This is a genomic window from Microbacterium sp. KKR3/1, assembly GCF_021272365.1.
Classification (GTDB): Bacteria; Actinomycetota; Actinomycetes; order Actinomycetales; family Microbacteriaceae; genus Microbacterium; species Microbacterium aurugineum.
In genome coordinates, this window is the sequence record NZ_JAJSDW010000003.1 from 297,148 (window position 1) to 310,421 (window position 13,274).

A 13,274-nucleotide genomic window follows, 5' to 3' on the forward strand; every position below is an offset into this window, starting at 1 on the left:
ACCGCCCGAGACGGGGTCGCGCCCGGTAGGCGCGGTTGCGCCGGTACGCGCGGTCAGTAGCCGACCGTGAAGCGCTCGCGGTGGTGATTCCCCTGCTCGATCTCGTCGACCACGGCCATCGCGAAGTCCGCACCGGAGATGAACGACTTCCCCTCGGCATCGCGGACGATCACGTCACCGCCGTCGCGGTAGTGTCCGGTGCGCTCACCCTCGGCCCAGGGACCGAAGACCTCTGCGGGGTGGATGAAGAACCAGTCGAGATCCTCATCCGTGCTCTCCAGGAGCGCGAGGGAATCGATGCCGACCTGCGCTTCGTGCTTGTACTCCTCGGGGAAGTCCTGATCGAACAGACGCGGTCCGCCCGGAGCGACGAGGCTGCCACCTGCTCCTCCGACCACACCGAGACGCGTCGGCGTACCGGCGAGCTGAGAGACGACATTGGTCAACGCCTCCAACGCCCGATCGGCCATGTCCCCGCGCGGTGAGAGCGCCGAGACGACGGCGTCCGCACCGACGAAGGCGTCCGCGAGCGACGCCGGCTCCAACGCCGAGCCCTGCACGTAGGCTGCGCCCGCTACCGGATCAGTCGCCTCCGAGCGCGAGATCGCGATCACGGCATGTCCTCGACTCACCGCCTCCGCGACGATATGACGACCGGCGTACCCGGTTCCTCCGAGGACGATGATGCGAGCCATGGTGAACCTCTCTCTGGACGTGCGCTAGGACTGCTTCGCGGCGCGGACCGTCGCCACCTGATACAGCGCGACCGACGTCGCGATACCGGCGTTCAGCGACTCTGTCGCGGCGGAGATCGGGATCGAGACGATCTGGTCGCACGTCTCGGTGACGAGCCGCGACAGCCCCTTGCCCTCCGAACCCACGACGATCACCACGGGACGATCGGCGAGCTGCAGGTCGGGAAGCGACACATCGCCGCCGCCGTCGAGTCCGAGCACGAACACGCCCTGCTTCTTGAACTCCTTGAGCTGCGTCGTGAGGTTCGTCGCGAGTGCCACCGGGATCCTCGCAGCGGCGCCCGCACTGGTCTTCCAGGCCGCGGAGTTCACCCCGGCGGAACGGCGCTGCGGCAGGATGATGCCGTGACCGCCGAACGCGGCAGCGGATCGGATGATCGCTCCGAGGTTGCGGGGATCGGTGACACCGTCCAGCGCCACGAACAGCGGCACCTCGCCCTGGTCGATGACCTTCTCGAGGAGGTCCTGCGGGTGAGCGTACTCGTACGGGGGCACCTTGACCGCGACGCCCTGGTGCACGCCGTCGAAGCCGGCCATGCGGTCGAGCTCCTGCCGGGTGACCTCCATCACGGGGATTCCGCGATGGGTCGCGATCGACAGCATCTCCTTGACGCGGTCATCCATCTCCACGCGCTGCGCGATGTAGAAGGCCGTCGCGGGGATCTTCGCCCGCAGCGCCTCGAGCACCGAGTTGCGCCCGGTGACCGTCTCGGTGTCGGTGGTGTTGTCCTTCGCCCTGGCGGAGCGGTTGGGATTGCCGCCCGAGGTCTGGCGCTGTCCACCGGGCTTTCCCTTGCCCCCGGAGGCGGCATAGCGCTCAGCCGCTGCCTTGCGCTTGCCCGCGGGGTGCCAGGCGCGGTCCTCCGCCTTCGGGGTCGGACCGCGGCCCTCGAGTGCCTTGCGCCCGAGTCCGCCCGTGCCCTTGGTCGGGCCCTTCTTCTTACCGTTGCTCGCGCCGGGGCGCTGTGGCTTAGCCATCGATACTCCAATGAGTTCCGGCCGGAGTGTCCTCCAGCGTGATTCCTGCGGCGGCGATCGCGTCTCGGATGCGATCCGCCGCCGCCCAGTCCTTGTCAGCGCGAGCCTGCGCGCGCTGGGTGATCATCGTCTGGACGAGGGCGTCCAGAGTGCGGTGCTCGGCGAGGTCTGCCCCACCGGACGGGAGTTCGTCGAATCCGAGGAGGCGGACCATCGCGTCCACCTGAACGAAAGCGGTCCAGGCCTCCTCCTTGGACCCGGCGTCGAGTGCCGAGTTGCCGCGGCGCACGGTGTCGTGCAGCACGGCCAGCGCCTGGGGGACCCCCAGGTCGTCGTCCATCGCGTCGGCGAACGCATCCGGAACAGCATCACCCGCGTCATCCGTCATGCCGGGAACGGCGCGGCGGACGCGAGCGGCGAAGGTGTCGATGCGCGCCAACGCGGCCTCGGCCTCCGCCCAGGACGATTCGCTGAGATCGAGGCTCGATCGGTAGTGCGCGGCGGCAAGCGCATAGCGCACCACCCGAGGGTCATGGGCCGACAGCACGTCCGCCGCCAAGGTGAAGTTGCCCAGCGACTTGGACATCTTCTGCCCGGCCACGGTCACGAGACCGTTGTGCACCCAGTAGCGGGCGAAACCGTCGCCCGCCGCCGTCGACTGCGCGAGCTCGTTCTCGTGATGAGGGAATCGCAGGTCGAGCCCGCCGCCGTGGATATCGAACTCCGCGCCGAGGTAGCGCTTCGCCATGGCGGAGCACTCGATGTGCCACCCTGGACGACCGGCGCCCCACGGGGAGGCCCACGTCGCGTCCGCCGGTTCCTCCGGCTTGCTGCCTTTCCAGAGCGCGAAGTCCTGCGGGTTCCGCTTGCCTCGGGGGTCGGCGTCCTCCGCGGGCTCCATGGCGTCGATCGACTGATGCGTGAGGGAGCCGTACTCCGACCAGGAGCGCACGTCGAAGTACACGTCTCCCGAGTCGTCGGGGGCGGGGTAGGCGTGTCCGCGGGTGATCAGACCAGCGATCAGTTCCTGCATCTGAGGAACGGATGCCGTGGCGCGAGGCTCGTAGGTCGGAGGAAGGATGCCGACACCGGCATACGCGGCCGTGAACTCCTGCTCCATGCGGTAGGCCAGTGCCCACCAGGGCTCCGCATCCGTCGCATTGGCGAGCACCTTGTCGTCGATGTCGGTGACGTTGCGCACGAAGGTGACCCGACCATAGCGGTGGGCCAACCAGCGACGCAGCAGATCGAAGCTCAGGGCCGCTCGGACGTGCCCGATGTGGGGTCCGGATTGCACCGTGGGTCCGCACACGTACATCGTGATGTTCTCGGGATCGAGAGGCACGAAGTCGCGCAACACCGCAGCGCGGGTGTCGTAGAGGCGGAGAGTCACCGCTCAAGCCTACTCGGCGACTGCTGAGCGACCGCCCCGCGATGACGATTCATGCGGCGTGTGACGTCCTGAGCGTGGTGGACCGTCACCCGTCGCGCGGATCGACGGCCACCACGACCGCGACCGCCGTCACCGCGATGCCCTCGCCCCGCCCGGGAAAGCCCAGCCGGTCGGTCGTGGTCGCTGTGACGGACACGGGAGCGCCCAGCACGGAGGACAAGACGCCTTCCGCCTCGCGGCGACGCACGCTGAAGCGCGGCTGGTTCCCCTGCAGCTGCACGGAGACGTTGCCGATCTCGAAGCCCGCGTCTGCCAGCAGCTCACGGGTGCGCGCGAGGAAGACGTCCGCATGTGCTCCCGCGTACTCCGGGTGCGAGGTGCCGAAGTGCTCGCCGATGTCCCCGAGGCCGGCGGCGCCGAGGAGAGCATCGACGATCGCGTGTGCGACCGCATCCCCGTCGGAGTGTCCGGAGAGGGGCTGCTCCCCCGGCCATTCCACGCCGGCGAGCCAGAGGCTCCCCTCGCCGCCGAACGCATGCACATCGGTGCCGATGCCGATTCGAGGGATGACGGGACGAGTGATCGGCGCCTCCTGCGGTGCGTGCGCCGGCGTTGCGAACGCACCGAGCAGGTGCCGGGCGCGCTCGAGGTCATCGGGTGTGGTGATCTTGAACGCTCGAGCGGAACCGTCGATGTGCCGCACCGTGTTCCCGGCCGCGGCGAACAACGCCGCGTCGTCGGTGTACTCGACCCCCGCGGAGACGGCTGCCGCGTAGGCCGCTTCGAGCGCAGCGCGGGGAAAGCCCTGCGGCGTCTGCGCCGCGGCGAGCTCGGAACGGTCGACCGCGGCCACCACGGCACCTTCCGCCACCTTCTTGAGCGTGTCGACCACGGGGAGCGCGGGCACGACTCCTTCCTGCGCGGTGACGGCACGCGCGACCGCATCGATCTGAGAGGGTGGCGTGAGGGCGCGCGCCGCGTCGTGCACGAGCACGGTCTTCACGTCGCCCCAGAGCGCGTCGAGCCCCGCGGCGACGGACTGCTGCCGCGTCGCGCCGCCCGTCACGACGCGACCGAGGTCTCGCCGGTCTCCTGCGGCGGCTTCGAGTTCCGCCAACGCGTCACCCTCGTGGCCGGCAGGTGCGACGACGATCACCTGCGCAGGCAGGGCTGCGAACACGCCGTCCAGGGCATGCCGGAGGATCGAATGCGCGTCGATCCCCACGAGAGCCTTCGGCGCCCCCGCCTCCAGCCGAGTGCCGGAGCCGGCGGCGACGACGATGATCGCGATGTCGGGGACAGGAAGCAGGGTCACCCTCTCACGCTACCGCGTGGCAGGGACGACGAAGGGGCGGATGCCGCAGCATCCGCCCCTTCGTCGAGAATTCAGGAAGCGAGGACCTCGTCGAGCAGTGCGCCCGCCTTGTCCTCATCGGTCTTCTCCGCGAGCGCGAGCTCGGAGATGAGGATCTGACGAGCCTTCGCCAGCATCCGCTTCTCGCCCGCCGACAACCCGCGGTCCTGATCGCGACGCCACAGGTCGCGGACGACCTCGCTCACCTTGATGACATCGCCGGAGGCGAGCTTCTCGAGGTTCGCCTTGTACCGGCGGGACCAGTTCGTGGGCTCCTCCGTGAAGGGTGCACGCAGCACCTCGAACACGTGGTCGAGGCCCTCTTTCCCGATCACATCGCGAACGCCGACCAGGTCGACGTTCTCAGCAGGAACCTCGATGATGAGATCGCCCTGGGTGACGTTGAGCTTCAGATATTTCTTCGCCTCACCCTTGATGATGCGCTCCTTGACCTCGATGATGGTCGCAGCGCCATGGTGGGGATAGACGACGGTTTCGCCAACCTCAAAAAGCATAAAAACGTGTCCTTTCGGCAACCTCAAGGATACCACAGGGCAGATGCGCTAAGGTTCGCGCCCCAGGGCCGCAGAGTCGCTCACGACTTACCCATAGAATGGATGCGGATATCCCGCCGGACCTCAGGAGGACCCGTGAAATCGCGCCTTGTTGCGTCTGCAGCCCTCAGCGCCCTCGTTCTGCTCGGCGCGACCGGGTGCACGTTCATCACCCCGCAGTCGACCAAGATCGAGTATCCGGCGTCCGACGGTGTGAACATCTCCGACGCCGACGGCCCGATCGACGTGCGCAACGCCCTCGTGATCGCGACGGAGGACGGATCGATCGGCAACTTCATCGCCGCTGTCGTGAACCCCACCGAAGAGAGCGCCACACTCACGATCTCCCTCGGAGACGGCAACGATTTCAAGGTCACGGTCCCCGCGGGCGAGACGAAGAGCCTGGGCGCCGACGAGGAGCCGCTGCGCATCGTCGGACTCGACACCAAGCCGGGCGCGACCGTCGAGATGCATTTCCAGTCCGGAGACTCCACCGGCGTCAAGGCCGACGTTCCCGTGCTCGACGGCTCTCTCCCCTACTACTCGGACCTCGTCCCCTCGGAGTCGGTGCGCACATCGGCACCGACGCCGATGCCGACCGACACGGCGGCGCCTGCTCCCTCGGAGTGACCCCCGCGTCGAACACACAGGAGGCCGGCACCTTACGGGGTGCCGGCCTCCTCTGTGTTCAGCCCTCGAAGCGGTAGCCCAGGCCGCGCACCGTGACGAGCATCACCGGTTCGCTCGGGTTCTCCTCGATGCGCGAACGGATGCGCTTGATGTGCACGTCGAGCGTCTTGGTGTCGCCGAAGTAGTCGCTCCCCCAGACCCGGTCGATGAGCTGACCGCGGGTGAGCACGCGCCCGGAGTTGCGCATCAGGACCTCGAGGAGCTCGAACTCCTTCAGCGGCATGTTGATCTGCTCACCCGCGACGGACACGGTGTGCCGGTCGATGTCGAGTGAGACCCTGCCGCCGTCGAGCACGCGTTCGTCGAGCTCGCCGTCGGCCTGCACGACCCGGCGCAGCACGGCGCGCATCCGCGCGAGCAGTTCACGCGACGAGTACGGCTTGGTGATGTAGTCGTCGGCGCCCAGCTCGAGCCCGACCACGATGTCGACCTCGGAGTCCTTCGCCGTGAGCATGATGATCGGCACGGCCGACGTCGAGCGGATCTGACGGCACACCTCGGTACCCGGCATCCCGGGCAGCATCAGGTCGAGCAGCACGATGTCCGCGCCCCGCTCCCGGAACGCGGAAAGCGCGCCGGGGCCATCCTCCGCGATCTCCACCTCGTAGCCTTCACGGCGGAGCAGATACGCGAGCGGGTCGGCGAGGTCGGGCTCGTCCTCGACGAGAAGGATTCGGGTCATGTTCTCTCTCCGTTTCGAGCGCGCGCGGATGCCGCAGCCTTGGCGGCCTTGCGCGCACGCTTCTTCTTGCTCTTCTTGCCCGAGTCGCCGTGCTCCGGGGCGTCGATCCGAGGAAGCCGGATCGTGAAGGTGGAGCCGCGTCCGGGGCGGGACCACAGCCGCACCTCCCCACCGTGGCGCTGCGTGGCGTGCTTGACGATCGACAGCCCGAGTCCGGTGCCGCCCGTGCGCCGGGAACGGGCCTCATCCGCTCGGTAGAACCGCTCGAAGATGCGCTCACGGTCCGCTTCCGCGATACCGATGCCCTGGTCGGACACCGCGATCTCGACCACACCGTCCTCGGCGCGCACGCCGACGCCCACCCGGGATCCACGGGGCGAGTAGACGATGGCGTTGGCGATCAGGTTGCCGACCGCCTCGATGAGGATCTGCGCGTCGCCGCGCACCCAGACGCCGCGGTCTCCGCCTCTGGCGAGCTCGACGCCGGCGGAATCCGCCTGTACGACATGGGCCTCGATCGAGGAGGCGATCACCTCGTCGATCGCGACGGGACCGACCTTCGTCAGGCCGTCCTCCGCCTGCAGCCGGGACAGGCTCATGATGCGCCCGGTGAGCTGCCCGAGTCTTCCGGCCTCGGCGGAGATGCGTGCGGCGAAGATGCGCACCTGCGCGGGATCGTCGGCCGCCGACTCGATGGCCTCGGCGAGAAGGCTCACCGCGCCCACGGGGGTCTTCAGCTCGTGACTCGTGTTGGCGACGAAATCCCGGCGCATCTGATCGAGGCGTTCCTGCTCGGTGACGTCGCGGATGATCAGCAGCACCAGGCGCGTGCCTATCACGCTCGCGCGCGCCGACACGAGTCGCGGATCGAGGCTCAATCCTCCCCGCGTGATGCGCATCGACTCGGTGACGGAGCCTCCGGTGTCCCGCACGCCACGCACGAGCTGACGGAGCTCCGGGTTGTCGAGCGTCGCGCCGACCTCGATACCGAAGCGGGTCGCGGCCTGCGAGGAGGCGAGAACCATGCCGGAGCTGTCCACGATCGCCGCTGCATCGTCCATGCTGCGCAGAACGTCGGTGATACCGGCCGGGACGGCCAGCGACGTCTCCTCCTGCACACGTGCGCGTGCCCGGTATGCCCAGGCCACGAGCAGGGAGAGGCCGACACCGATCACCAGCCCGATGGCGAGCGAGGACAGCGCGAGCTGCGGCAAGGTCATGTCACAAGCGTAGAGTGCGTTCACCGTCCGTCCGGCGGGTTTCCGCGCCCTGGCGGGAACAGGGGAAGTACTATTCACGTGCTGGGCACCGTTCGTTAACCTTCGAAGCGGACAATCGCTTCGGGCTTGTGCGGGAGCACAGACCTGCTCTCGTGCGGACGACCCGCCGTCTCGCGCTGACACAGCCGAGATCCGAATGAAAGGTTGCGCCCCAACATGCGCGAAGTGTTCCACCAGTCCCTCGAGGATCTTCAGAACCGCCTGGTCGAGATCGCCGACCTCGTCACGGTCTCCATCGACAAGGCCACCCGGGCATTCGCCACGAGCGACGTGGCACTGGCCGAGGAGGTCATCGCCGACGACGCGAAGATCGACGAACTGGCCGTCGCCCTCGACGAGCAGGCGATCGAGATCCTCGCCCGCCAGCAGCCGGTCGCACGCGACCTGCGCATCGTCGTGACGGCTCTGCGCGTGAGCGCCTCGCTCGAGCGCATGGGCGACATGTCGGAGCACATCGCCCAGCTCGCCCGCCTCCGTTTCCCCGAGCGCGCCATCCCGAAGGGCCTCAAGGGCACGTTCGTGAAGATGGGCGAGCTCGACGTCGAGGTCGCGCGCACGCTCTCGGAGCTGCTGCGCACACAGGACCTGCGTTTCGCCGACGCCATCCGCAACGCGGACGACGATGTCGACGAACTGCACGCCACCGTCTTCGAGAAGGTACTCAGCGACAACTGGAAGGGCGAAGCCACGGCGACCGTCGATGCCACACTCGCCAGCCGCTACCACGAGCGTTTCGCCGACCACGCGGTGGCCGTCGCGAAGAAGGTCGTCTACCTCTCGACCGGCGACTGGGCGGTCGAGGAGGAGGACATCCCCCTCGCCGTCGAACAGCAGGAGCTGGAGCAGCAGGAACACGGCCACGCCTGACGCGTCGTCCCGCTTCCCTCCGGTTCCTCCGGACATTTCGGTCGAGACCCCCTCTGCACGTCGGCGCCCCTCCTGATTCGCGTGAATCAGGAGGGGCGCCGACGGTGTGTGGGGGTCTCGACCTACTTCTTGCCCTGCGCGGCGACGGCGGCCGCGCCGGCAGCCGCAGCCTCGGGGTCGAGGTAGCGGCCGGGACCGGTCGGAACGTTGTTCTCATCGAGCTCGTACACCAGCGGGATGCCGGTCGGGATGTTCAGCTCGGCGATGTCTTCGTCGCTGATGCCCTCGAGGTGCTTCACCAGGCCGCGCAGCGAGTTGCCGTGCGCGGTGACGAGGACGGTCTTGCCGGCTTCGAGGTCGGGGACGATCGCGCTCTCCCAGTACGGCAGCAGGCGGTCGATGACGAGCTTGAGCGACTCCGTGCGGGGCACCTCGCCGTCGATGCCCTGGTAACGGACATCGTGCACCTGGCTGAACTCGCTCTCGTCGTCGAGCACGGGCGGAGGCACGTCGAACGACCGGCGCCACAGCTGGAACTGCTCGGGACCGAACTCCTCGAGCGTCTGCGCCTTGTCCTTGCCCTGGAGCGCACCGTAGTGACGTTCGTTCAGACGCCAGGAGCGCGTCACGGGGATCCACAGACGGTCGGCGGCGTCCAGAGCGATGTTCGCCGTCTGGATCGCCCGGCTCAGCAGCGAGGTGTGCAGCACGTCCGGCAGGATGCCGGACTCGGCGAGCAGCTCGCCGCCGCGACGCGCCTCCTTCTCGCCCTGAGCGTTGAGGCGGACGTCCACCCAACCGGTGAAGAGGTTCAGTTCGTTCCACTCGCTTCGGCCATGGCGGAGCAGGATGAGGGTACGCGTCGCAGTCATGCCGCCAGTTTATCCACCTGGGACGTCCCGCCGAGTCGGATCCTGGGAGGATGGTGACATGGCGTCATCTCCCCTCGGCCGGCCGACCCGCGGCACGACGGGGACGAACCGACTCCGGCGCAACGACCGTTGGATCGCGCAGAGCGACGCGCTGCGCCGCGCGCACGATCCCTTGGTCGTCGACCTCGGCTACGGTGCCAGCGGAGTCACCGCGTTCGAACTCGCCACACGTCTCGTGCGCGTCCGCGACGATGTCGAGGTGCTCGGGCTCGAGATCGACCCCGCCCGCGTCGCCACGGCCGAGGCTCAGCTCGCGGAGGTGCGGGCCGGACGGACTCCTTTCGCCGCCGATCTCCCCGTGTCGTTCGCGCGGGGTGGCTTCGAGGTCCCCCTCCCCCGAGGACGCAGCGCTGCGGCGATCCGGGCCATGAACGTCTTGCGCCAGTACGACGAGGAAGACGTGCCGGATGCCTGGGCACGCATGACCGCACGCCTGTCCCCCGGTGGCCTGCTCTTCGAAGGGACCTGCGACGAGATCGGGCGCGTGTCGAGTTGGATCGACGTCGATTCGCAGGCCACACCGCTGCGCTTCACGATCTCGCTCCGTCTCGCCGATCTCGAACGTCCGAGCGTCGTCGCCGAGCGTTTGCCGAAGGCCCTGATCCACCGCAACGTCGCCGGGGAGCGCGTGCACGATCTGCTCATCGACCTCGACCGGGAGTGGGACCGCGCGGCTCCCCTGTCGACGTTCGGTGCCACGCAGCGTTTCCTCGCCGCGGTGACCGGACTACGGGATCAGGGCTGGCCGGTGCTCGGCGGGCGCACCCGCTGGCGTCTCGGCGAGCTCACACTGCCGTGGGCCGCGGTCGCGCCGCTGCCCGGCTGAGCTCAGCTTCCGGGGACGGCGTCACGCGGGTCCGGCGCCGTAGGTCTCCGAGACAGCCGGGTCAGGCGCGGGACGTCTGCCGTGGCCCCCGCGTCGGCCGGGACGATGACCTGCTGCGATGCGGCGATGTCGATGCCGTCGGCGCGAACCACCAGGTCGCCGACGGGCGCGCGCCGGGAGAGGATCGCGAGGGCGATCGGACCGTCTTCATGATGACGCGCCACCGAGGTCAGATGCCCGACCTCGTCGTCACCGGCGAAGACCGCGGTACCGGGCTCAGGCAGGACCGCATCGCTGCCGTCCAGGTGGAGCGCGGCGAGACGACGTGGCGGGTGCCCGAGGTTGTGGACCTTGGCGACGGTCTCCTGTCCGCGGTAGCAGCCCTTGCTCAGGTGCACCGCGCTGCGAATCCAGTCGGACTCATGAGGAAGCGAGCGCTCGTCGACCTCGGTCGTCCAGCGCGGGCGCCACGCCGCGACCCGCAGAGCCTCTGCGGCGAGAACGCCGGCGAACGCCTCCCGGTCGAGAGAAGCGGCGAGAGCGTCGGCCTGCTCCGCGGCGAGGATCGCCACCCGCCAGGCGTAGTCGGCTGCCGGATGCTCGATGACCTCGGAATACTGGTGTCCGCCGACGCTGATCCGCTGCCACGGGTCGGACCACACGAGTGCGGTGCCGTTCGGGGCGAACGCCGCTGCGGTCGCCGTCGCGGAGATGACGCCGCCGTCGATGTAACCGACCAGCACGAGGTCGGAGCGGAGGTCGACGGTCGCCTGCGTGCGGAACTTCATCCGCGTCAACCAGCCGGCAAGCGCCTCGGCGTCTCCGTCGTCGGCGATGAGCCACGTGGATGCACCGTCGTCGACGACACCGGCCGCGTGCTCCACCCGGCCCTGCGGGTCGAGCACCAGAAGCTCGGTGCTGTCACCGGGGGCGAGGCGTCCGACGGCCTGCGACGTGATCGAATCGAGCCAGCTCAACCGCTCCGGACCCGCGACCTCGATCACGGCGCGATCGCCGAGCGGGGCGAGAGCCGCGCCCTCGGCGAGACGCCGCTGCTCTCGGAACACATCGCCGAAGTGGGCGATCAGATCACCCTCGGCGACGGCACCGTCGACCTGGTCGAAAGCGGACATCTCAGACCTTGGCCAGCCGGGCGGATGCATGGGAGCGCAGCGGGGTGCCGAGCGCGGCGATGTCCCACGCCCACAGCAGGTGTCCGTCGACGAGGCCGTACATGCGCGATGACGCGGTGTGCACCTTGGCACCGGCGCTGCGCACGACGGCGTCGGAGCCGATGTCGATGCGCGGACCGTTGATCTCGCCGATGTACAGCTCGAGAGCACCGTCTGCGTGCGCGAGCGACACCTCGATGGGGAATCCGCCGCTCGGCGCGCGCAGTTCCTCCACGTCGTCGACCGTGCGTGCGACGGCGGGCGCGGTGGGCGGGAGCAGCGCGGGACCGGGATCCGAGTCCGTCGCCGGTCGCGCGAGTCGCCAGAATCCCGTCTCGGCGAGCAGTGCCGCCGCCGGCGCCCCCTCGTCGGTGAGGAAGGTGGCTGAGCCGGAGTAGTTCAGGAACGGGCCGCCGTCATGGCTGAAACTGACCCGATGGGTGAACTCACCCTGCAGGCGTTCATCGCCGACCGGGTAGTCGATGACACCGGTACCCTCCCAGACGCCGATCAGCCACGCGAAGGGGACGAGATCGGCCGGAAGGTCGACGGGCAGCTCGATCACGATCGCGTCAGCGCTGGCCGCGGAAGAGGTTGCGCAGCACCACTGCCGAGACGAAGACGATAGCGAGGCTCGCGAGGCCCAGCAGGCCGATGAAGAAGATTTCGAGCGCCATGAGGTCCATGTCCCCCACCTTACCGCGCCCCGCCGTCGTCAGGACGGGATCAGCGCCGCGAGACCGAAACCGACCGAGATGAGCCCCATCAGCATCAGGGCGCCGATCACGCTGCTCGCCACCCGGAAGATGAATCCCTGGGTGCGGCCGTACCAGAGCTGCACGGCGAAGGAGAGCAGGACAACGCCTCCGAAGCCCACCAGCATCCAGGGGACACGCCACTCCTCCGGCACGAAGATCCCGATCGCGACGGTCGCGACGAATGCCGCCGCCCACACGACGATCACACCGACGAACGCGTTGCGTGGTGCGAGTGCTGGTTCCGTCATGACAACCATTGTTGCGCATCCGCCCCGGTATCATGGCGGCACGACGTCGATCCCCCGTCGGTGAGGAGTGCGCGTGGCCCTGGTCCTGGTTCTGACCAATGCTCCGCTCTCGGAGCAGGTCCTGCCCGCCCTTGAGCTGCTGAGCCATAGAGCGCGCCACATCCCTGCGGAACCCGCACAGCTGGTCAACGCTCCGGAGTACGACGTCGTGATCGTCGACGGACGTCATGATCTGGTCGCCGCGAAGTCGCTGTGCCGGTTGCTGCGCGCCACAGGTCAGGACGCTCCCCTCCTCCTCGTCGTCACGGAGGGCGGCATGAGCGCTCTCTCGGGCGACTGGGGAATCGACGACGTACTGCTCGCGACCGCGGGCCCGGCGGAGATCGACGCGCGCCTCCGCCTCGCACTGGCCCGACGCGATGAGGTCGCCGAGCCCGCGAGCGTGCAGGCTTCCGGAGTCACGATCGACGAGCAGTCGTACTCGGCGAAGCTGCGCGGCAGGCCGTTGGACCTCACCTACAAGGAGTTCCAGCTGCTGCACTTCCTGGCCACCCATCCTTCGCGCGTCTTCACGCGGGAGCAGCTGCTCAGCGAGGTGTGGGGCTACGACTATTTCGGCGGAACCCGCACGGTCGACGTGCACGTGCGGCGCCTCCGGGCGAAGCTCGGCGACCAGGAACAGATCATCGGCACGGTGCGCAACGTCGGCTATCGCTTCAACGTCAACGAAGAAGAGAGCGTCGCCGCGGGCCACTGAGGATCGACACCGTTCACACGAGCGTCAC

General features: G+C 68.7%; 15 protein-coding genes. 4 read left to right on the forward strand and 11 right to left on the reverse strand.

All coding sequences use genetic code 11. The features are described 5' to 3' along the window. Positions 1 to 53: 53 nt before the first annotated feature. From LVJ59_RS16370 to LVJ59_RS16390, 5 genes are all read right to left on the reverse strand, one after another. Positions 54 to 695 carry an NAD(P)-dependent oxidoreductase gene (locus tag LVJ59_RS16370; RefSeq protein WP_131491428.1) on the reverse strand — a complete coding sequence of 214 codons (642 nt, stop codon included), beginning with the start codon at positions 693 to 695 and terminating at the stop codon, positions 54 to 56. Between the two features lie 24 nt (positions 696 to 719). After that, entirely contained in the window at positions 720 to 1,733 is a 1,014-nt protein-coding gene (rlmB, locus tag LVJ59_RS16375; protein ID WP_047521519.1) for a 23S rRNA (guanosine(2251)-2'-O)-methyltransferase RlmB, read from the reverse strand. Further along, a complete protein-coding gene (cysS, locus tag LVJ59_RS16380; protein WP_232763812.1) occupies positions 1,726 to 3,126 on the reverse strand; it encodes a cysteine--tRNA ligase in 1,401 nt (466 codons plus the stop codon). The genes rlmB and cysS overlap by 8 nt, the downstream gene beginning before the upstream one ends. Positions 3,127 to 3,211: 85 nt before the next feature. Continuing rightward, complete coding sequence (gene ispD / locus LVJ59_RS16385) at positions 3,212 to 4,441, reverse strand: 2-C-methyl-D-erythritol 4-phosphate cytidylyltransferase (RefSeq protein WP_232763813.1); 1,230 nt, start codon at positions 4,439 to 4,441, stop codon at positions 3,212 to 3,214. 71 nt (positions 4,442 to 4,512) lie between these two features. Continuing rightward, positions 4,513 to 4,995: a CarD family transcriptional regulator gene (locus LVJ59_RS16390; RefSeq protein ID WP_017201416.1), complete on the reverse strand. Its 483-nt coding sequence runs from the start codon at positions 4,993 to 4,995 to the stop codon at positions 4,513 to 4,515. Positions 4,996 to 5,130: 135 nt separating this feature from the next. Here LVJ59_RS16390 and LVJ59_RS16395 point away from each other — a divergent pair, with 135 nt between their 5' ends. After that, positions 5,131 to 5,664, forward strand: a complete 534-nt coding sequence (locus LVJ59_RS16395) for a DNA modification methylase (RefSeq protein WP_047521526.1) — start codon at positions 5,131 to 5,133, stop codon at positions 5,662 to 5,664. Between the two features lie 58 nt (positions 5,665 to 5,722). On the opposite strand, the gene LVJ59_RS16400 is transcribed toward LVJ59_RS16395, so the two are convergent. Further along, on the reverse strand, positions 5,723 to 6,406 hold the full coding sequence (locus tag LVJ59_RS16400; RefSeq protein WP_047521528.1) for a response regulator transcription factor: 684 nt from the start codon (positions 6,404 to 6,406) through the stop codon (positions 5,723 to 5,725). Beyond that, positions 6,403 to 7,626: a cell wall metabolism sensor histidine kinase WalK gene (locus tag LVJ59_RS16405; protein ID WP_232763814.1), complete on the reverse strand. Its 1,224-nt coding sequence runs from the start codon at positions 7,624 to 7,626 to the stop codon at positions 6,403 to 6,405. The genes LVJ59_RS16400 and LVJ59_RS16405 overlap by 4 nt, the downstream gene beginning before the upstream one ends. A gap of 216 nt (positions 7,627 to 7,842) precedes the next feature. Between LVJ59_RS16405 and phoU the strand changes: the two genes are divergently transcribed. Further along, positions 7,843 to 8,553: a phosphate signaling complex protein PhoU gene (phoU, locus tag LVJ59_RS16410; RefSeq protein ID WP_047521531.1), complete on the forward strand. Its 711-nt coding sequence runs from the start codon at positions 7,843 to 7,845 to the stop codon at positions 8,551 to 8,553. Positions 8,554 to 8,675: 122 nt separating this feature from the next. Here phoU and LVJ59_RS16415 read toward each other — a convergent pair whose 3' ends face one another. Then, on the reverse strand, positions 8,676 to 9,425 hold the full coding sequence (locus tag LVJ59_RS16415; protein ID WP_047521533.1) for a phosphoglyceromutase: 750 nt from the start codon (positions 9,423 to 9,425) through the stop codon (positions 8,676 to 8,678). Positions 9,426 to 9,483: 58 nt separating this feature from the next. Between LVJ59_RS16415 and LVJ59_RS16420 the strand changes: the two genes are divergently transcribed. Further along, entirely contained in the window at positions 9,484 to 10,311 is an 828-nt protein-coding gene (locus LVJ59_RS16420; RefSeq protein ID WP_047521535.1) for a class I SAM-dependent methyltransferase, read from the forward strand. A gap of 2 nt (positions 10,312 to 10,313) precedes the next feature. Here the strand turns inward: LVJ59_RS16420 and LVJ59_RS16425 are convergent, their stop codons facing one another. The 3 genes from LVJ59_RS16425 to LVJ59_RS16435 all read right to left on the reverse strand — a co-directional run bounded on the left by LVJ59_RS16425 (position 10,314) and on the right by LVJ59_RS16435 (position 12,489). Then, the gene (locus LVJ59_RS16425; protein WP_232763815.1) at positions 10,314 to 11,444 is read right to left on the reverse strand and encodes a folate-binding protein; all 1,131 of its coding nucleotides are present in this window, start codon (positions 11,442 to 11,444) and stop codon (positions 10,314 to 10,316) included. Between the two features lies 1 nt (position 11,445). Next, positions 11,446 to 12,048 (reverse strand): FABP family protein, encoded by a 603-nt coding sequence (locus LVJ59_RS16430; protein WP_047521538.1) that lies wholly within the window; start codon positions 12,046 to 12,048, stop codon positions 11,446 to 11,448. Between the two features lie 150 nt (positions 12,049 to 12,198). Then, entirely contained in the window at positions 12,199 to 12,489 is a 291-nt protein-coding gene (locus LVJ59_RS16435) for a hypothetical protein (RefSeq protein WP_047521540.1), read from the reverse strand. Positions 12,490 to 12,562: 73 nt separating this feature from the next. On the opposite strand from LVJ59_RS16435, the gene LVJ59_RS16440 reads away from it, so the two are divergent. Further along, positions 12,563 to 13,246, forward strand: coding sequence for a response regulator transcription factor (locus LVJ59_RS16440; protein ID WP_232763816.1), 684 nt, complete (start codon positions 12,563 to 12,565; stop codon positions 13,244 to 13,246). Positions 13,247 to 13,274 lie beyond the last annotated feature (28 nt).